This window comes from Bacillus cereus group sp. MYBK79-1, from assembly GCF_051915365.1.
GTDB lineage: Bacteria > Bacillota > Bacilli > Bacillales > Bacillaceae_G > Bacillus_A.
This window is the reverse complement of sequence record NZ_JBQAEO010000007.1, coordinates 1-17360: the sequence shown is the minus strand read 5'-3', so window position 1 is coordinate 17360 and position 17360 is coordinate 1. Positions and strand designations below refer to the sequence as shown.

Here is a 17360-nt window from a genome sequence, read left to right as displayed (position 1 = left end):
TTCACGCAGCCTGCGCTTCTTTTTTTGTTTTGGAAGGTAATTCAACAAAAACCATGCCTAGGAAAATACATAGGCATCCGAAAATAGCAGAAATAGAAAGTTGTTCGTTTGCAACGAGAACGCCTGTTAATGCAGCAAAAACGGGCTCCATTGCGAAAATAATGGCTACTCTCGTTGGAGACGTATGTTTTTGCGCTGATGTTTGAATGAAAAAAGCAATGGATGTCGCGAATAGGGAAGTTAGAAATAGAGCGAATAAAAAGGAAGAATTCGTCCATAGTGCTACTGAAAATAATTTTTCCCAATCTTCAAACAAAAAGGCGCAAATAGAAGAAAATATACCGACAGCTAATACTTGTGATGTGCTTAATAATAAAGGTGATATTTTCTTAGAAAAGAAGCCGTTAACGAGAATATGAGCAGCGAAAGCAACTGCACAACCGAGAACGAGTATATCCCCAATGTTCAATTGAAAAGAATCACCAGCTGTTAATAAGTATAAACCTGCTGTTGCTACAGCAATGCCAAGCACGATGAAAATGGTAGCTTTTTGTTTTAAAAAGATAAAAGACAAAATGGGTACCATAACGATACTAAGCCCTGTTAAGAAGCCTGCTTTTGAAGATGTTGTATAAAGTAAGCCAAATGTTTGTAACACATAGCCAACACATAAAAAGAATCCAACGATCAATCCAGCGAGACTACTCTGTTTTATATCTTGTTTTGAAGTTTTTTTTGAAAAAATCATTTGAACGAATAATAAAATAATTCCAGCGAATAAAAAGCGAATACCATTAAAAGTAAATGGACCAACGAACGACATAGCATTTTGAACGACAACAAATGTAGCTCCCCAAATAAAAGAGACAAATAACAAAGCAAGAGGAGCAATCCAATCTTTTTTCACACTCATACCCCCTTAATTTTGTAAGATAGCTTTTCTAGCTAATTCATCAGCAACTTTATTTTGACTACTCGGAATCCACTTAATAAAAAAGAGATCGAAACTTTTTATGTACTGCAATGCTTCCTCTAATAGTGGTGCAAACATTTTATTTTTTGCGTATTCTTTTTCGACAGCTCGCTCAACAAGTTGCGAATCTGTACGAAAAGAGACAATGTTATAATTATGCTCCGTGCAATATTTTAATGCTGCAAGTAAAGCGTGGTATTCTGCTTCATGATTGGACATTGTCCCAAGGGGTAATGATAATTGTACAGCTGGTTGAACCCCTTTAATAAATACTCCCGCACCAGAAGGACCAGGATTTCCTTTTGATGCACCATCAATATATACTTCAATCAAAATGAGAAACCTCCAAATGATAAGATGATCCCCTACTTATATGTTTCATTGAAGTAGGGGATAGAGTAGTTAGCCGATTGTAATGCTATAACGACATGTAAATGTTTCATTCGCTTGTAAAGATTGAATTCCTTTTTTTCCCTTGAAATCTTTTGCTGGATTTACTTCATCGGCAATTCCGTACCAAGGTTCAATACATAAGAAAGGCGCATTCTCGCCTGGTGTCCATACGCCGACAAATGGGAATCCGTCAAATTCTACTTTTACAAATTTATTATGTTTATGAGAACGAATAGAGATTTCATCCGTATTCATATTTTCAAAAATAAGTGCATCATTTTTAAATAAATCGTATGTAAGTGGTAATTCATTCGTATTTTCAGCGATTAATTGCTTTTTGTTTGAAAGGTAAGGTCCTTCTAATATGCTTGTTTCTAAACGTTCAGAACCATTAAAGGATAAATGATAATCTGTAAATGATTCGCCCTCTAATAACGGGAAGTTGAAACCAGGATGTGCTCCGATTGAGAAGGACATCTCTTTTGAAGCAGGGTTATGTACGTCATATGTTACATGAACGATTTGTCCGTCTAGCTCATAAGAAACGAGTAATTCGAATTCGTATGGGTATTTTTTTAATGTTTCTTCATTACTAGTAACAATGTAAGTGATTTTCGTTTCACTTTGTTCTTTCACAGTGAATGTAAGGTCACGAGCAAAGCCGTGTTGTGTTAAAGAATATGGTTTACCATCTACGTAGTATGTATTATCTACTAATCGACCGACAATTGGGAATAAAATTGGTGCGCGGCGCCCCCAATAAGTAGAATCGCCTTGCCATAAGTATTCAGTATTATCTTCTTTTAAGCGAACACTTTGTAATTCTGCACCTTTGTCAGAAATGGAAACGATCAATTTTTCATTTTGAATTGTTGCTGTCATGAAGTGAAACCTCCTAAAACTTTCATATGTTTTATTATACGTTGTCTAAAAGAAAAAAGGTAGTTCATGATAGGAATCTATTGACGAAAGAGTGTGTATTGCGTAGAATATAATCTTGTTGCTTAAAAAACGAATAACGTGGTTCGAAACCATCCCACGTAAAAAAACTAAGGAGATTTTGTCATGAATATAAGAACTTTAGTCGGTAATGGTATTTTAGCGGCATTATATATTGCTGTTTCTATGCTTATTCAGCCATTTGGCTTTACGAATGTACAGTTTCGTATTTCAGAGATGTTTAATCATCTTGTTGTATTTAATAAGAAAGCAATTTACGGAATTGTATTAGGTGTATTTTTAACAAATCTCTTTTTCTCACCTATGATCGCTTACGATTTAGTATTTGGAGTAGGGCAATCTATTCTTGCATTAGTTGCAACGATTATTTCTATGCGATTTATTAAAGGTGTTTGGGCTCGTATGATTTTTAATACAGTTATTTTTACGATTACTATGTTTATGATTGCAATTGAACTTCATCTTGCATTTGATTTACCGTTTATGTTGACTTGGTTAACATGTGCAATCGGTGAATTTGTTGTCATGGCGATTGGTATGCCTGTAATGTACTGGATTAATAAACGAGTACAATTTGAAAGATTTATGTAATAGATGAAAGAGCTATTCCTAAAGGGATAGCTCTTTTTATATGTAATCACATTGAATATAATGCTGTGACTCTTGATACAATATAATAAAATAAAGTGAGGCTTGCATTAGCTGGCTACATATAAGAAGTCTTATATAAGGGGAATCTAGTATGAAATATAAAATTCATTGGTTGTATAAAACAAAGCGCGGTTTGCAGACAGAATTAACGACAGATTATATGAACATAGAAGAAGTGCTTCAATTTGCAGAGGATTTTGAGAAAACAGGAAGAGTGAAAGAACTATCATTTTATGATGAAATGGATGCAGAATGGTCATTAAAGGAAATGAAAAAACTGAGTAAACAAGTGGAGGAAGAGCCCCAAGAAATACTCGTTTATTTTGATGGCGGTTATGATGTACAGACGAAAGAAGCTGGAGTAGGTATATGTGTATACTATAAAAAAGGAAATACAAAATATCGAATTCGCCGTAATGCATACATAGAAGGCATATATGATAATAATGAAGCGGAATATGCATCGTTACTATATGGCATGAATATACTCGAGGAATTAGCAATTAAGTATGAAGCAGTTACACTTCGCGGCGATTCGCAAGTTGTACTGCAGCAATTGGCTGGAGAATGGCCTTGTTATGATGAGCATTTAAATCATTACTTAGATCAAATTGAACAAAAGGCGAAGCAAATGAAATTAAAACTTGTATGTGAGCCGATATCTAGAAAACAAAATAAAGAAGCACACCAATTAGCTACGCAAGCATTAGAAGGAACAGTAATTGATAGTCATAAAGAAATAACCGAATAGAGAGGTGCAAAGGTGGATAAAAAGCAACTCATTACAGAGGTAAACGACTTATTAGAAACGTATTGTGAAGGGTGTTTTTTGCGAGAACATAATCGAAAGACAAATAGTAAGTATTATGCTCATTCCTTTTGCATACGGCAATGTACAGTTGGAGAAACATTGAAAAAGTATGGAGAACAGTTGTCATGAAAAAACATCCAGAGAAAATTCTCTGGATGTTTTTTAGTGCTTCGCTTCATTTAATTGATGCTCACATTTACTTAATTTTTTTTCCTCATTCATTAGAAATGGCTCATCTAAATCCGTCGCAACAGATTTCATAATTTCAAGCTGAGAACGAGCGGCTTCTACAGCAGTAGTAGCATGCTCTAATGTATCTGGATCCATTGAAATTGTCGCTGATCCTACCATTTTTTGTGCTGTTTCTACACGGAATTTTACTTCTTCAAAATCATTTACTTCTGATCCCATTGCTAATTCCTCCTTTGTATATTGCGCATTTCACATAGTTTTTGCTCTGGAAAACGGAAATATACAAAGGAATAACAAAGGAGGTTACCAAGTTAGGTAACCTCCTGTCATATGTTGGATTAAAGTTTTACTACGTTAGCAGCTTGAGGTCCGCGATTTCCTTCAGTGATATCGAAAGATACTTCTTGACCTTCTTCTAAAGCTTTGTAGCCGTCGCCTTGAATAGCAGAGAAATGTACGAATACATCGTCAGCGCCTTCCATTTCGATAAATCCAAAACCTTTTTCGTTGTTAAACCATTTTACTTTTCCTTGCATGTTACAATTCCTCCTAAAAACATTTGCTTTTTTCATTTAGTGAAATTCATTTGAAAGATAAAATAAACTAAAAATGCTATAATCTTGAATATTCTGCTAAATGATTAATTTAAATATACACGAAATGGTAGAAATTAGTCAAGTAAGCGATTTTATTTTTTTGTATTTTTAAATAATTTTTCGACCGAATTTTTAAATAGGTATAGGACAGGCCGAGTATGTAATATTCTTAATTGAATGCTATACATAATGAGGTGAAAGAAAGAATGAATGAGTCTTATTTATTAGATAATGAAGGAATGAGAACAAGAACTGACATACCGAATTGGGTTACAAAGGAATTTCAAAATTTTTCGAGTGTCGTGCTAGAACCAACTTTCCCGTGCTATTTCGGTTTAACAGCTTTGAAAAAGAATGAACTTCGTTATTCCTTCCTCTCTCATAATGATTGGAGTCATTTGCCACATACAATGTTATCTTTTTTAGAATTAATGAAAGAGCGCCCAATTGTAAGAAGGGGATTTTTTCTTTTTGTAGAACCGGAATGTGAAGAACAATCACTAGAATATTATCGTGATTACTTTTGGAAAGTACTACAATATTTACATGAAAACGATGATCAAATATGGCCGAAACAAATCCCTGAAGACCCAGACCATTACTTATGGGAATTTTCATTTGGTGGGGAACCGATATTCGCATTTGGAAATGCGCCAGCTTATAAACAACGAAAAACGAGACATTTAGGAAATTCTCTCGTTATTGGGTTTCAACCACGCACCATCTTTGATGGATTAGAAGGGGATCGCCCTAAAGGAGCATATTCAAGGCAAACGGTTCGAGATCGGGTTGAAAAGTGGGATCAGCTGCCGAAGCATCCTAATATTAGTCATTATGGTGATCCGGATCATCGCGAATGGAAACAATATTTCATAGGAGACGATGTAGAGCCGCTAAAAGGAAAATGTCCTTTTCTTCATAAGTTAGAAAAGTAAGAGCCATCATCTAGATGGCTCTTTTGCATATTTTGGATAAAAAAGGGTATTTTAGTAGTAAATATTTTGATGAAAGCTAGTCTATTTTTCATCATTACATCATTACTTAATAGTAAAGGAAGTAGAAAGGATAGAGCGATGTTTGGAGCGATTATACAACAAATTGTATTAGGTATTTCATTAGCTGCACCAGTAGGTCCGATTAATATTGAAATGTTAAAACGAGGAATTGAACGAGGTTTTTGGCATGCGTGGGTTGTTGGAATTGGTGGAATGACTGCAGATATTTTGTTTATGCTTCTCATCTATTTCGGTTTATCTTCTGTGTTTATGTATACATATGTACAAGCTTTTATGTATTGCACAGGGTTTTTCTTATTATTTTATTTAGGATTTCAAAGTGTAAAACAAGGAATTTCCCACTCGAATATGGAATATAAAAAAGAAGAGGTAGGTGGCCTGAAACAATCGTTTATGGCAGGTTTTTTAATTGCGATATCCAATCCATTAAATCTCGTTTTTTGGTTTGGTATATACGGAAGTACACTTAGCTCATTGCTTACGAAGGTAACGAAACAAGAAGCCTTTTTGTACAGCCTTTGTATTATCGTTGGCATTATTTTATGGAATTTAAATATCGCTTTTTCTGTCCATTTTGGCAGAACTTTATTAAAGCAAAAAGCACTTGGCTATATAACAGCCGGAGCAGGTATTATTTTAGTAGGATATTCTATCCATTTTGCATACAAAGCTTTACAGTTGTTCACATAAGATTGAAGGGGAGATTTTTATGTATCGAACCACTATTGACGGAAAAGAAATTATTATTACGCTAGCACCAAAAATCCGAAAAGAAATTACTGATAGGAATCCACTATATGAAGCGGTATTTCATACTGCAGCAAGATTACTACAAACAAAGCAACCAACGTTTGCGGTAAATCATGAAATATTCGGGCTCATTATAGGAGAGGTACAAAGAGGAGAAGTAACAGTGTTTGCGGTGGAACATATTATTCCAAAGCAAAATATATTTGGACAGAACAGTTTTTTCTCGACAATAGAGCAGCAGGCAAATTTGTAAAGTGAATAGAATAAGATATAGAAAAAAATAGTCGTAACGATATGTTGCGGCTGTTTTTTTGGAAAAGGGGGAAGGAAGATGAAGAGGGTGGGGAAAGAGTTCTTTTTACAACATGATATCGTTATTATGTATAGTATTCTATTTGTTTTCATCATTATTTTAAAAATGCAATTATTCACATGGATCGGTATGTTAGCGTGTCTGTTTGGGATTGTTTTTTATACGCTTAACGAATATATGACGCACCGTTTTTTATTTCACTTAAAACCACCTAAAAACGTATTTTTATTAAAAATGTTAAGAAGACTACATTATGATCATCACGTGTACCCAGATGATTTAAAACTTTTATTTTTGCCTATATGGTTTAGTATACCGAGCTTTACTATATATTTACTTATATCATACGCTATAACAAAAAGTGTTACTGTTACACTTTCATTCGGAATCGGAATGATTATCATGCTTCTCGTTTATGAATGGAAACATTATATTGCACATAAGCCAATTCGTCCCGTCACTAAGTTTGGAAGATGGCTAAAAAAACAGCACATATTACACCATTATAAAAATGAAAAGTTTTGGTTTGGTGTTTCAAATCCAGTATTTGATTTCATATTTGGAACGCTTAAAGATGGAAAAGATGTTGAATTAAGCGAAACAGCTCGTAATTTAGAAAAAGAGAAAAAAACAGAAGTGGTGCGCTAAGCACTACTTTTTTATTTTGTTATAACGAGTATGAAAGCTTGGCTGATGCGGAAGTGAAGTGCGCAAATTTTATGCTGAAAAAGTATATTAAAAACTTAGGGGAAATTGCCGAAAAATGTCTATCGAAAAATCTTTGCAGGAATGTATGGATTGTCTAAAATGAAAATAAGTTTCTGAATATTTATAAAATTTATTCTTTAGGCATGCAAGGGGGAATTGTATTTTTAGTAAGAGAGGGGATTAGAGAATGAAACGAGATGATACGTCAGCACGTAAGTTACAAAATGAGGTGAATTATACAGAAGTTGTTCAGTCAGAGGAATTTCAATTGCTATTAAATAAGAAAAAGAAGTTCATCGTTCCGATGAGTATTTTCTTTTTAAGTTTTTTTATTGCGTTACCTATTTTAACATCGTATTCAAAGGTGCTCAATACACCAGCATTTGGGGATGTTACGTGGGCATGGGTGTTTGCATTTACTCAATTTATTATGACGTGGTCATTATGTATGATTTACAGCAAAAAAGCGGAATCCTTTGATAAAATCTCGCAAAACATTCTGCAAGACATGCAAAAAGGGAGGGGCTGACTTTGAATGTAACCGCTTTTGCACTATTTTTAATCATCGTACTTGGTACACTCGTCATAACTTATTTTGCATCGAAGAAAACGAAAAATGCGAGTGAGTTTTATACGGCTGGAGGGGGATTAACTGGTTGGCAAAATGGTCTGGCCATTGCGGGTGATTATATGTCTGCTGCGTCCTTTCTTGGTATAGCTGGAGCGATTGCGTTAACTGGGTTTGATGGATTCTTTTATAGCATCGGTTTTTTAGTTGCTTACTTAGTTGTATTATACTTAGTTGCAGAGCCGCTTCGAAATTTAGGAAAGTACACGTTAGCAGATATGATTGCGGCTCGTTTTGATGCGAAAAAAGTTCGCGGAGTTGCAGCGCTTAATACGATGACAATTTCGATTTTTTATATGATTGCACAATTAGTTGGGGCTGGTGCACTTATTAAATTATTATTAGGGATCGAATATACGACATCAGTTTTAATCGTTGGTACATTAATGACAGTGTACGTTATTTTTGGCGGAATGACTGCGACGAGCTGGGTACAAATTGTTAAGGCTGTATTACTTATGGCTGGTACATTTCTTATTTCTGTTATCGTTTTCGCAAAGTTTAACTTTAGCGTGACTGAAATGTTCGCCCAAATGAAAACAGCTACACCGTTAAAAGATTCGTTTTTAAATCCAGGAGTAAAGTATAAAGATGGTCTTGATACGCTATCTTTAAATTTAGGACTAGTTCTTGGTACAGCTGGATTACCACATATTCTTGTTCGCTTCTTTACAGTACGTGATGCAAAAACAGCACGTCAATCTGTTGTATACGCTACATGGTTAATTGGTGCATTTTATATTATGACAATCTTCTTAGGATTTGGAGCAGCGGCATTTGTAGGGAATGAAGCAATTATTAAAGCAAATCCTGCTGGTAATATGGCAGCACCTTTATTAGCGAAAGCGTTAGGTGGAGATTTCTTATTTGCTTTCGTATCAGCCATTGCCTTTGCAACGATTTTAGCTGTAGTGGCAGGCCTTGTATTAACAGCAGCGTCAGCCTTTGCACATGATTTTTATAATGAAATTATCCGCAAGGGGAAATCAACGGAAAAAGAGCAAGTGTCAATGGCTCGCTATGCGTCTATTGGAGTAGCAGTATTATCCATTATACTGGCGTTATTTGCTCAAACATTAAACGTAGCATTTTTAGTTTCATTAGCTTTTGCAGTTGCAGCGAGTGCAAATCTACCAGTTATATTATTTACAATATATTGGAAGCGATTCAATACGACAGGTGCCATTTCGGGTATGGTCGTTGGCCTTGTATCAGCAATTGTTCTCGTAGCGCTAAGTCCAAATGTTTGGAACCCTGTAGCTGGAAAAGCTATATTTGTTGGGGAAGCGATATTCCCATATACGACACCTGGAATTATTTCAATTCCGCTAGGATTCCTTGCGGCATATTTAGGGACCGTTTTATCTAGTAAGAAAGAAGATGCTGCGAAATTTGATGAGATTCTTGTGAAATCTAATACTGGTCATGGTATTAGTGATGCGTCTTCACATTAAAAAAGAGGGGCTTTTCGATATATAAGAAAAGCTCCTTTTTCTTTTGTCATTTTCTTGTAAATAATACTGCTTTGTAAGTAGGATTTGTCTTAATTTTGTGGAATGAAAATAAGCAGGGAGAAATTTAAATCATCATGGCACCAGCGCAGCTTTTGTGAAAAATAAGTTGTTATGGAAGGTGGAAGAAATGATGAAAACGAAACAGACGGATGAATTATTAGCAAAAGATGAGCAATATGTTTGGCACGGAATGCGTCCCTTTAGTCCAAATAGTACAATGGTAGGGGCAAAAGCAGAAGGGTGCTGGGTTGAAGATATACAAGGAAAAAGATATTTAGATGGTATGAGTGGTCTTTGGTGTGTGAATAGTGGATATGGCAGAAAAGAGCTTGCAGAGGCGGCATATAAGCAATTACAAACATTATCATACTTTCCGATGTCACAATCGCATGAACCGGCTATAAAGCTTGCAGAAAAATTAAATGAGTGGCTTGGAGGGGAGTATGTTATTTTCTTCTCTAATAGTGGTTCGGAAGCGAACGAAACAGCTTTTAAAATAGCAAGACAATACTATGCTCAAAAAGGTGAACCGCATCGTTATAAATTTATGTCACGTTACCGCGGGTATCACGGGAATACAATGGCAACGATGGCAGCGACGGGACAAGCACAGCGTAGATATCAATATGAGCCATTTGCTTCAGGATTTTTACATGTAACGCCGCCAGATTGTTATCGTATGCCTGGAATAGAAAGAGAGAACATTTATGATGTAGAATGTGTAAAAGAAGTGGATCGCGTTATGACATGGGAATTAAGTGAAACGATTGCAGCTTTTATTATGGAACCAATTATTACGGGCGGAGGCATTTTAATGCCGCCACAAGACTATATGAAAGCTGTTCATGAAACGTGTCAAAAACACGGTGCCTTGCTCATTAGCGATGAAGTGATTTGTGGTTTCGGACGTACAGGAAAAGCATTTGGATTTATGAATTATGATGTGAAGCCTGATATTATTACGATGGCAAAAGGGATTACGAGCGCATATTTACCATTATCAGCAACAGCTGTGAAAAAAGAAATATATGAAGCATTTAAAGGGAAGGGTGAATATGAATTCTTCCGTCATATTAATACATTTGGTGGGAACCCAGCCGCTTGTGCATTAGCACTTAAAAACTTAGAGATTATGGAAAATGAAAATTTAATTGAACGATCTGCACAAATGGGCTCGCTTTTATTAGAGCAATTAAAAGAAGAAATTGGAGAGCATCCACTTGTTGGGAATATTAGAGGAAAAGGTTTACTAGTTGGAATCGAATTAGTAAATGATAAAGAGACGAAAGAGCCAATTGATAATGACAAAATTGCAAGTGTTGTAAATGCTTGTAAAGAAAAAGGTTTAATTATAGGACGAAACGGCATGACAACAGCAGGATATAATAACGTCTTAACATTAGCACCACCGCTTGTTATTTCAAGTGAAGAAATTGCCTTTGTTGTTGGGACGTTGAAGACAGCGATGGAACGTATTTAATGAACCAGGCGAGCTGTGATTACAGCTCGCTTTTATTTATTAGGTGAAATATGGTAAATTTTCAAAGGGAGGGGAATTATTATGAAGAAATATGATCCTAGTCAACATTATCATATCGGGTATTATGAAGATGGATATGATTTAGAAGTGACGGCGTACAAAAGAATAAATGAACCAGTTTGGGACGCTTATATTCCGCACTATGAGGCAGGCGATTTTTATAGCAAAGTGGAGGAAATGAAGCTAGGTGAATATATAGATAATTACGGCATTATGGTATATTCATTTAGTAGTGATATGGATGATGAAGAAGCACGAATTATGTTTGAAAATTGGTTAAAAAAGAACGAGATTGTTTAAAGATAAAATGAAAAAGGAGATTACTATCTTATAAGATAGTAATCTCCTTCTATTGTAGCAAGCTTATTTACTTGCTTTCATTGCTTTATCTTTTGCACCAAAAGTGTATTTTAACATTGGTGGTGTAATCATTGTAGTTAAAATAACGACAATAACAATAGCTGTAAAGTAATCTTGTGCTAATAGGCCTGAAGAAAGTCCTGTTCCTGCGATGATAAGTGCAACTTCACCACGAGAAACCATTCCAGAACCGATAATTGCAGAAGACTTAGCGTCAAATCCAGTCATTCGTGCACCTAATCCACAACCGATTAGTTTCGTTAATACAGCGATTACTGTTAATGCTAAGATAAACCAAATTTGATCGCCAATACCGTCAAATGTAATATTCATACCGATACTTACGAAGAATACTGGAACGAACATAGCGTAAGCAATTGGTTCTACTTTCTTTTCTACTTCATGTTTGTAGTTCGTTTGAGAAATCGCGATACCAGCTGCGAAAGCACCGATAATACCAGCAATTCCTAATAATTCGCCGAAGTATGCGAATGAGAAACAGATGATAAGAGCCGCGCTCACGATAGACTCAGATACGCGTAGCGGTGATAACCAGCGCATGATCGCAGGGACACCTTTCCATCCGATTAAAATAATAGAAGCGAAGAATACAACTTTCTTCAAGATAATCATTGTTAAGTTAACATCATCTGTACCTAAGAAGCTCATTGCAAATGCTAATAAAATAACGACAAGAATGTCATCAAATACAGCTGCGCCCAGCATAGTTGTACTTTCACGTGTTTTCATCTTTCCTAAATCGCGAAGTGTTTGTACGGAAATACTAACACTTGTCGCACATAGAAGTAATCCTAAAAATACAGCATTTCCTTGTTCCATTCCGATAACAAGACCTGAAATGTAACCTCCTGCGAATGGTAGAATGATACCTCCAAGTGCAACAGCTAAAGAAGAATTACGATTTGCGTTTAATTCTTCTAAGTCTGTTTCAAGTCCTGCCATAAACATTAAAAGAATAACACCGACATTACTTAATTGTGTTAAAAGTTCTGAATTTTCGATCCAACCTAATATAGCTGGGCCGATAACGATACCTACAATTAGTTTACCTAGTACAGAAGGTTGACCTAATCTAACACTAAGATCACCAGCAAGCTTTGTACTTAATAAAATAAGTGCAATTTGAAAGAAAAATTCGAAATCCATCGGATCCTCTCCTCATCATTTTTATTTTTATCATACGATTTCTCGGAATTTGCCTAATGAAAATATGTAAAACCCATTAAACAAAGGGTCTGATTACAAGTTCTTTTGAACTCGTAATTTGAACCTGTAATTAATATATAATAAAATGTATGAAAAATCAATGAAAAAATAGCAGATTTTCATTATAGGATTCGATTTATGTATGGAGGGAATCACTATATAATAAGAAGAAACAAGGCGACATTTTTTATGAATTGGAGAAGGGCATATGTTATTAAATAAACGTTTTACAATTGGAGAAATGGCAAAAATGCATAATATAGCGGAATCTACTTTACGTTATTACGATGAAAAAGGTATTTTTCATCCGTCTACTGTAGATCCGCAAACGAATTATCGTTATTACACAATCGATCAATTTTCACTATTAGATACGATTAAGTTTTTACGCCAATTAAATATTCCATTAAAGGAAATTAAGAAATATATTGATGAAAGAAATCCAGCATACGCACTCAATTTACTGGAGAAACAACAAGAAATGATGTTGAAAAAACAAAGAGAAATTGAGTATGCTTTGGCGAAAATGGAGCATAGAATTCATTTAATTAAGGAAGCAACAAAAGCAAAAGCTGAACAAATGGTAATGAAAGAAATCCCGCAGCGAAAAATAACAGCCATTGCTGTTGCTCCGAATACGACAGATGATATGTTTGAGTACTACATTCATTCTTTGCAAAAAAATATGAGGCAAATGGATGATAGCTTATTTTCTGGAGATATCGGTGTAACAGTTGCGAAAAAAGGATTAATGCAAAATGAGTTTCAAGCATATAGCAGTGTTTTCATTCTTTTAGATTACATGCCTTTTCAAGTACATAGCTCAGATGAAATTAAAGAAGGTATGTATGCCTGTGTATATCATCACGGCCCATATGAAGAAACGGATGAAACATATAAGAAATTAATGAAATATATTGATCAAGAAGGATACGAAGTAAATGGAGATGCGATTGAGATTGCATTAATTGATTGGTCTGTAACAGAAAATCCAGAGGAGCAAGTAACTGAAATTCAAATTCCTATCATGAAAAAATAAAGCAATAAGTTATAGGAATTGTATCATTACAAATTGGCATGAAACAGGATAAGTAAGTTACCTATTTTTTAAATTCTCTATTGACCTTCAAGTTACTTGAAGGTTTAAACTAAGAAAAGAGAGTTGAAAAAAAGGAGCAAAATAGTATGGAAGCAACAGAAAAATTAAGAGAAAAACCGATAAAGAGCTTATTTATTTCTTATTTAATACCAGCCGTTCTTGGAATGGTGTTAATGTCAGTTAATATTGTAATTGATGCAGTCATGATTAGTAGAGGAGTTGGAGCAAACGGATTAGCAGGAGTAAACGTGGCTATTCCAGCGTTTTCAATTTTCTTTTCAATTTCATTATGGATTGGAATGGGCGGGGCAACGTTATATTCTATTGCACTAGGTGAAAATAAAATAGAAAGAGCAAGGTCTATTTTTACTCAATCTATGACTGTAGCAGTAATTATCGTAGGTGTATTAGCAGCGATTTGTTTATGGAGAATAGAAGATTTAGCATACTTATTCGGTGCAAACGAAGTGATTTTACCGTATGCGTTAGACTATTTACATGTGCTATTAACCTTTGGAATGATATACGTTTTAGAAAATATTTTAAGTACATTTATACGAAATGATGGAAATCCTAATTTAGCAATGGCAGGTTTAGTTGTAACGGCTGTATTAAATATAGTGTTTGACTATATCTTTATTTTCATCTTTGAATGGGGCGTAACAGGAGCAGCTTCAGCGACTATTCTTTCAGCAGCGATTGGTTTCCTTGTATTATTAACTCACTTCTTTAGAAAAAGTAGTATTTTAAAGTGGACGAAATTCCATTTTGAATGGGATACAGTAAAACAAATTATGATAATCGGTTTCCCAAGTTTTACAGCAGAAAGTACAGTTGCAATTGTAACGATTGGTTTTAACATTGCATTCGTTCAATATGCAGGAGAAGTAGGTGTAGCTTCCTATGCGATGGTCAACAGTATTCATGCGATGACATTACTACTATTCTTCGGCGTTGGTGCAGCGTTACAACCAATTGCTAGTTTTCATTACGGTGCAAATTTATCAAAAAGATTGCGCGAAGGATTGCAGTTTGCTGTAAAAATTGCAGTTGTACTTGGAGGCGTTGCAATAATTGTCGGATTATTCTTCGGGAAATATATTATTGGTCTATTTGATGTCCAATCTCCAGAGTTACTGAAGTTAACATTAACGGGTATTAGCTTGTTCTTTATCCAATATGTATTTTTAGGTTATAACATTGTGTATGGAGAGTACTTCCAATCCGTGCGACAGACGACAAAATCAGTGCTTATTATAATGAGCCGAGGATTATTATTTATTATTCCATTATTATGGATTATGCCAAAATTATTTGGGATAAACGGAATTTGGCTCGTTATGCCAGTAGCTGAAGTATTAACAGCGATTATCGTATTTACGATGAATCGTATGAAACATCCTGTTCCATTAAATATGGCGGAAAAAAAAGAAGCAATATAATGAAGAAAATCCCATTAAGCAATTAATGGGATTTTTTTTATTCCTTTAAACTAATTGCAAAAGATCCATCTGTTTCTTGAACAGATGCGAAAGCAACGCTTTTAATATTTGTGATGCCTTTTTCCTTTAATTCTTTATATAACCACTTTTCATCCTTATGAATTAACTTTAAGTTATCGTATTGAATTTGTGAATCAACGATAAGGGCAATTGGTAATCCGGCATACGTAACATCTATGTTCAAATCTTTTGGAGTTAATGGTACAAGTTCACGCTTTGGTAAAATGCTAATAGCTCCATTTGCTTCTAAAATAGCGTATTCAATTTCGTGAACACTTGGGTATCCTGCAACGCGAAGGTTAGATAGTAGTTCAGCAATTGGATATCTACTTTTTTGTAAGTTCTCAAAAATAATATCACCATGTTTAATTAAAATGATAGGATGTCCGAGAATAAAACGATTTAGTTTATTTAGTAAGCTTAATTTTGTAAGTAGCAAATGCAAACATGTAATAACGACCATACCGAGAAAGGCTTGCAATGCACCAGAGACTGGTATGGCCTGAAAAGCTAAATAAGATAAAAAGATAATGGCACCAAAATCATGAGGCGTTAGTTGTGCTAAAGCAGATTTACCAAGTAACTTGAGTGATAGTAAAAATAAAATGAAAAAGAACGATACGTTACATAAAAAGAGAAGCAATAGAGACACTCCTTCGTGCAAAGTTGTACTTACTGTTCCCGAAAGGAATATAAATATTACTTTCCGGAGGATAAATTAGGGTGAATTGGAATTTGCCTGTATACAAACAAATAAATGGATATTATCATGAAAGAAGCAAAGAACATAGGAGTATATAGATATGAAAAAGAAGAAAATAATGAAGTATATGATAGGCATTATAATGGTCTGCGCCGTTTATATGGGATTTTTACAATATAACATTTATAAGCATGGGCAAATGAATGCTACCTACGATGCGGATTATATAATTGTATTAGGCTCGAAAGTAAATGGAACGAAACCGTCGTACTCATTGCAATATCGTATTGATAAAGCAGCTGAGTATTTACAATCACATGAAAAAACAATTGCGATTGTGTCTGGAGGGAAAGGAAAAGGAGAAGATATTTCAGAAGCATTAGCAATGAAAAATGGATTAATGAAATTAAAAATTGCAGAAGACCGTATTATAATGGAAGATAAGTCAACGAGTACAGATGAGAATATTACATTCTCAAAACCGTTAATTCCGGACAATATGAAAAAAGGAATGATCGTAACAAACGATTTCCATATGTTTAGAGCAAAAAAAATAGCAGCAAAACAAGGTTTACAATTAGAAGGTCTTCCGGCCAAAACACCGAAGCGAATTGTCATTCCATCGAATATACGAGAGTATTTAGCCATTACGCAATATTGGTTTATGAATCGAATATAAAGAAAAATAATCCCGCCTTGAAATCCAAGGGGGATTATTTTTGATGAAAATCTTACAAAAATGTCATGTTCATGAAAGGTAAAGCGATAGTTTCTAGAATGCATTCCTGACATAATGAAGATAACAAAAACTATTTAGAGGTGAATCGGATGAAAGGAAATAATATATTATCTTCATTATGTTACTTTAGTATCTTTTTTGCACCATTTTTACTGCCGATTATCGTGTATTTCGTTGCGGAGGATGAAGTAAAATACCACGCGAAAAAAGCATTTTGGTCACATATTTTCCCGTATGCGGTTTTATTTGGTGGATTAGCAGTATCCGGCATATATGGTGTAAGCTTTAATCAATCCGATGGTGCTGGAATTGGCATGATGATCACATATGCGGTGTTCATTCTTGTAGGGATTTATTACTTCATTTGGAATATCGTAAAAGGTATTAAAGTTTTGAAAACGGCTTAATAAGATAAGGAATAATTTGGTGTGAGTTTGTCGTTATTTGTCGGTAAATCGATATCCCGGTTCCGTCAAGAAGTCTGTGTAAATTGTTGGGGTTCAGTACATTGGTTTATCCAGTTTATAATTATTTGGTGTGGGAACAGTGAAGCTAGCTTCACTGTTCCCACACCATTTTTTAAATGGTTTTTTCTTCATAACGCTCTTTAAACATTTTATAAATTTTTTCATGTGCTAAACCGAATCCAGCTGTTCGTTTGGTAGTCCAACTGTTGTTATAATTA

22 protein-coding genes and 1 riboswitch are annotated in these 17360 nt (G+C 34.8%); of the genes, 15 read left to right on the top strand and 7 right to left on the bottom strand.

Annotated elements, in window-relative coordinates; genetic code table 11:
- Position 1 precedes the first annotated feature (1 nt).
- From ACTFOB_RS13450 to ACTFOB_RS13440, 3 genes are all read right to left on the bottom strand, one after another.
- Positions 2–907: a DMT family transporter gene (locus ACTFOB_RS13450; protein WP_440025121.1), complete on the bottom strand. Its 906-nt coding sequence runs from the start codon at positions 905–907 to the stop codon at positions 2–4.
- Positions 908–919: 12 nt separating this feature from the next.
- The gene (locus tag ACTFOB_RS13445) at positions 920–1306 is read right to left on the bottom strand and encodes a reverse transcriptase-like protein (protein WP_000573873.1); all 387 of its coding nucleotides are present in this window, start codon (positions 1304–1306) and stop codon (positions 920–922) included.
- 69 nt (positions 1307–1375) lie between these two features.
- Entirely contained in the window at positions 1376–2248 is an 873-nt protein-coding gene (locus ACTFOB_RS13440; RefSeq protein ID WP_440025120.1) for an aldose 1-epimerase family protein, read from the bottom strand.
- A 132-nt stretch (positions 2249–2380) separates the two neighbouring features.
- A riboswitch (PreQ1 riboswitch) is annotated at positions 2381–2425 on the top strand.
- 6 nt (positions 2426–2431) lie between these two features.
- On the opposite strand from ACTFOB_RS13440, the gene ACTFOB_RS13435 reads away from it, so the two are divergent.
- The 3 genes from ACTFOB_RS13435 (at position 2432) to ACTFOB_RS13425 (ending at position 3917) form a co-directional block, all read left to right on the top strand.
- Positions 2432–2917: a QueT transporter family protein gene (locus ACTFOB_RS13435; RefSeq protein ID WP_001026467.1), complete on the top strand. Its 486-nt coding sequence runs from the start codon at positions 2432–2434 to the stop codon at positions 2915–2917.
- Between the two features lie 151 nt (positions 2918–3068).
- A complete protein-coding gene (locus ACTFOB_RS13430; protein WP_440025119.1) occupies positions 3069–3728 on the top strand; it encodes a ribonuclease H family protein in 660 nt (219 codons plus the stop codon).
- A 12-nt stretch (positions 3729–3740) separates the two neighbouring features.
- The gene (locus ACTFOB_RS13425; RefSeq protein WP_000358801.1) at positions 3741–3917 is read left to right on the top strand and encodes a zinc-finger domain-containing protein; all 177 of its coding nucleotides are present in this window, start codon (positions 3741–3743) and stop codon (positions 3915–3917) included.
- A gap of 33 nt (positions 3918–3950) precedes the next feature.
- On the opposite strand, the gene ACTFOB_RS13420 is transcribed toward ACTFOB_RS13425, so the two are convergent.
- Both ACTFOB_RS13420 and cspB read right to left on the bottom strand, forming a co-directional pair.
- Entirely contained in the window at positions 3951–4199 is a 249-nt protein-coding gene (locus ACTFOB_RS13420; protein ID WP_000534394.1) for a DUF2564 family protein, read from the bottom strand.
- A gap of 119 nt (positions 4200–4318) precedes the next feature.
- Positions 4319–4516: a cold shock-like protein CspB gene (gene cspB / locus ACTFOB_RS13415; protein WP_001161731.1), complete on the bottom strand. Its 198-nt coding sequence runs from the start codon at positions 4514–4516 to the stop codon at positions 4319–4321.
- A 266-nt stretch (positions 4517–4782) separates the two neighbouring features.
- Here cspB and ACTFOB_RS13410 point away from each other — a divergent pair, with 266 nt between their 5' ends.
- The 8 genes from ACTFOB_RS13410 (at position 4783) to ACTFOB_RS13375 (ending at position 11345) form a co-directional block, all read left to right on the top strand.
- Entirely contained in the window at positions 4783–5511 is a 729-nt protein-coding gene (locus ACTFOB_RS13410) for a YqcI/YcgG family protein (RefSeq protein ID WP_440025118.1), read from the top strand.
- 138 nt (positions 5512–5649) lie between these two features.
- The gene (locus ACTFOB_RS13405) at positions 5650–6282 is read left to right on the top strand and encodes a LysE family transporter (protein WP_000466560.1); all 633 of its coding nucleotides are present in this window, start codon (positions 5650–5652) and stop codon (positions 6280–6282) included.
- Between the two features lie 19 nt (positions 6283–6301).
- Positions 6302–6595: a cytoplasmic protein gene (locus ACTFOB_RS13400; RefSeq protein WP_440025116.1), complete on the top strand. Its 294-nt coding sequence runs from the start codon at positions 6302–6304 to the stop codon at positions 6593–6595.
- 78 nt (positions 6596–6673) lie between these two features.
- Positions 6674–7303: a sterol desaturase family protein gene (locus tag ACTFOB_RS13395; RefSeq protein WP_440025114.1), complete on the top strand. Its 630-nt coding sequence runs from the start codon at positions 6674–6676 to the stop codon at positions 7301–7303.
- Between the two features lie 247 nt (positions 7304–7550).
- Entirely contained in the window at positions 7551–7892 is a 342-nt protein-coding gene (locus ACTFOB_RS13390) for a DUF485 domain-containing protein (protein WP_440025113.1), read from the top strand.
- Between the two features lie 2 nt (positions 7893–7894).
- Positions 7895–9445, top strand: a complete 1551-nt coding sequence (locus tag ACTFOB_RS13385) for a solute symporter family protein (protein ID WP_440025112.1) — start codon at positions 7895–7897, stop codon at positions 9443–9445.
- 190 nt (positions 9446–9635) lie between these two features.
- Entirely contained in the window at positions 9636–10985 is a 1350-nt protein-coding gene (locus ACTFOB_RS13380; RefSeq protein ID WP_029440731.1) for an aspartate aminotransferase family protein, read from the top strand.
- Positions 10986–11066: 81 nt separating this feature from the next.
- Positions 11067–11345, top strand: a complete 279-nt coding sequence (locus ACTFOB_RS13375; RefSeq protein WP_440025111.1) for a DUF3986 family protein — start codon at positions 11067–11069, stop codon at positions 11343–11345.
- A gap of 63 nt (positions 11346–11408) precedes the next feature.
- On the opposite strand, the gene ACTFOB_RS13370 is transcribed toward ACTFOB_RS13375, so the two are convergent.
- A complete protein-coding gene (locus tag ACTFOB_RS13370; protein ID WP_277616605.1) occupies positions 11409–12572 on the bottom strand; it encodes a cation:proton antiporter in 1164 nt (387 codons plus the stop codon).
- Between the two features lie 268 nt (positions 12573–12840).
- On the opposite strand from ACTFOB_RS13370, the gene ACTFOB_RS13365 reads away from it, so the two are divergent.
- A complete protein-coding gene (locus ACTFOB_RS13365) occupies positions 12841–13671 on the top strand; it encodes a MerR family transcriptional regulator (protein WP_440025109.1) in 831 nt (276 codons plus the stop codon).
- Positions 13672–13817: 146 nt separating this feature from the next.
- Positions 13818–15173, top strand: a complete 1356-nt coding sequence (locus tag ACTFOB_RS13360; RefSeq protein WP_440025107.1) for an MATE family efflux transporter — start codon at positions 13818–13820, stop codon at positions 15171–15173.
- A 37-nt stretch (positions 15174–15210) separates the two neighbouring features.
- Here the strand turns inward: ACTFOB_RS13360 and ACTFOB_RS13355 are convergent, their stop codons facing one another.
- Positions 15211–15876 carry a DUF421 domain-containing protein gene (locus ACTFOB_RS13355; protein ID WP_222660623.1) on the bottom strand — a complete coding sequence of 222 codons (666 nt, stop codon included), beginning with the start codon at positions 15874–15876 and terminating at the stop codon, positions 15211–15213.
- A gap of 187 nt (positions 15877–16063) precedes the next feature.
- Between ACTFOB_RS13355 and ACTFOB_RS13350 the strand changes: the two genes are divergently transcribed.
- Complete coding sequence (locus ACTFOB_RS13350) at positions 16064–16615, top strand: YdcF family protein (protein WP_440025428.1); 552 nt, start codon at positions 16064–16066, stop codon at positions 16613–16615.
- 149 nt (positions 16616–16764) lie between these two features.
- On the top strand, positions 16765–17082 hold the full coding sequence (locus ACTFOB_RS13345; RefSeq protein WP_166702253.1) for a DUF4870 domain-containing protein: 318 nt from the start codon (positions 16765–16767) through the stop codon (positions 17080–17082).
- The last annotated feature ends 278 nt before the right edge of the window (positions 17083–17360 follow it).

What these genes read in the sequence shown, in the direction of transcription:
- ACTFOB_RS13440 (WP_440025120.1), bottom strand. Translation starts at nt 2,248, where the DNA reads ATGACAGCAACAATTCAAAATGAAAAATTGATCGTTTCCATTTCTGAC.
- ACTFOB_RS13435 (WP_001026467.1), top strand. Translation starts at nt 2,432, where the DNA reads ATGAATATAAGAACTTTAGTCGGTAATGGTATTTTAGCGGCATTATAT.
- ACTFOB_RS13430 (WP_440025119.1), top strand. Translation starts at nt 3,069, where the DNA reads ATGAAATATAAAATTCATTGGTTGTATAAAACAAAGCGCGGTTTGCAG.
- ACTFOB_RS13420 (WP_000534394.1), bottom strand. Translation starts at nt 4,199, where the DNA reads ATGGGATCAGAAGTAAATGATTTTGAAGAAGTAAAATTCCGTGTAGAA.
- cspB (WP_001161731.1), bottom strand. Translation starts at nt 4,516, where the DNA reads ATGCAAGGAAAAGTAAAATGGTTTAACAACGAAAAAGGTTTTGGATTT.
- ACTFOB_RS13410 (WP_440025118.1), top strand. Translation starts at nt 4,783, where the DNA reads ATGAATGAGTCTTATTTATTAGATAATGAAGGAATGAGAACAAGAACT.
- ACTFOB_RS13405 (WP_000466560.1), top strand. Translation starts at nt 5,650, where the DNA reads ATGTTTGGAGCGATTATACAACAAATTGTATTAGGTATTTCATTAGCT.
- ACTFOB_RS13400 (WP_440025116.1), top strand. Translation starts at nt 6,302, where the DNA reads ATGTATCGAACCACTATTGACGGAAAAGAAATTATTATTACGCTAGCA.
- ACTFOB_RS13395 (WP_440025114.1), top strand. Translation starts at nt 6,674, where the DNA reads ATGAAGAGGGTGGGGAAAGAGTTCTTTTTACAACATGATATCGTTATT.
- ACTFOB_RS13390 (WP_440025113.1), top strand. Translation starts at nt 7,551, where the DNA reads ATGAAACGAGATGATACGTCAGCACGTAAGTTACAAAATGAGGTGAAT.
- ACTFOB_RS13380 (WP_029440731.1), top strand. Translation starts at nt 9,636, where the DNA reads ATGAAAACGAAACAGACGGATGAATTATTAGCAAAAGATGAGCAATAT.
- ACTFOB_RS13375 (WP_440025111.1), top strand. Translation starts at nt 11,067, where the DNA reads ATGAAGAAATATGATCCTAGTCAACATTATCATATCGGGTATTATGAA.
- ACTFOB_RS13370 (WP_277616605.1), bottom strand. Translation starts at nt 12,572, where the DNA reads ATGGATTTCGAATTTTTCTTTCAAATTGCACTTATTTTATTAAGTACA.
- ACTFOB_RS13365 (WP_440025109.1), top strand. Translation starts at nt 12,841, where the DNA reads ATGTTATTAAATAAACGTTTTACAATTGGAGAAATGGCAAAAATGCAT.
- ACTFOB_RS13360 (WP_440025107.1), top strand. Translation starts at nt 13,818, where the DNA reads ATGGAAGCAACAGAAAAATTAAGAGAAAAACCGATAAAGAGCTTATTT.
- ACTFOB_RS13350 (WP_440025428.1), top strand. Translation starts at nt 16,064, where the DNA reads ATGATAGGCATTATAATGGTCTGCGCCGTTTATATGGGATTTTTACAA.
- ACTFOB_RS13345 (WP_166702253.1), top strand. Translation starts at nt 16,765, where the DNA reads ATGAAAGGAAATAATATATTATCTTCATTATGTTACTTTAGTATCTTT.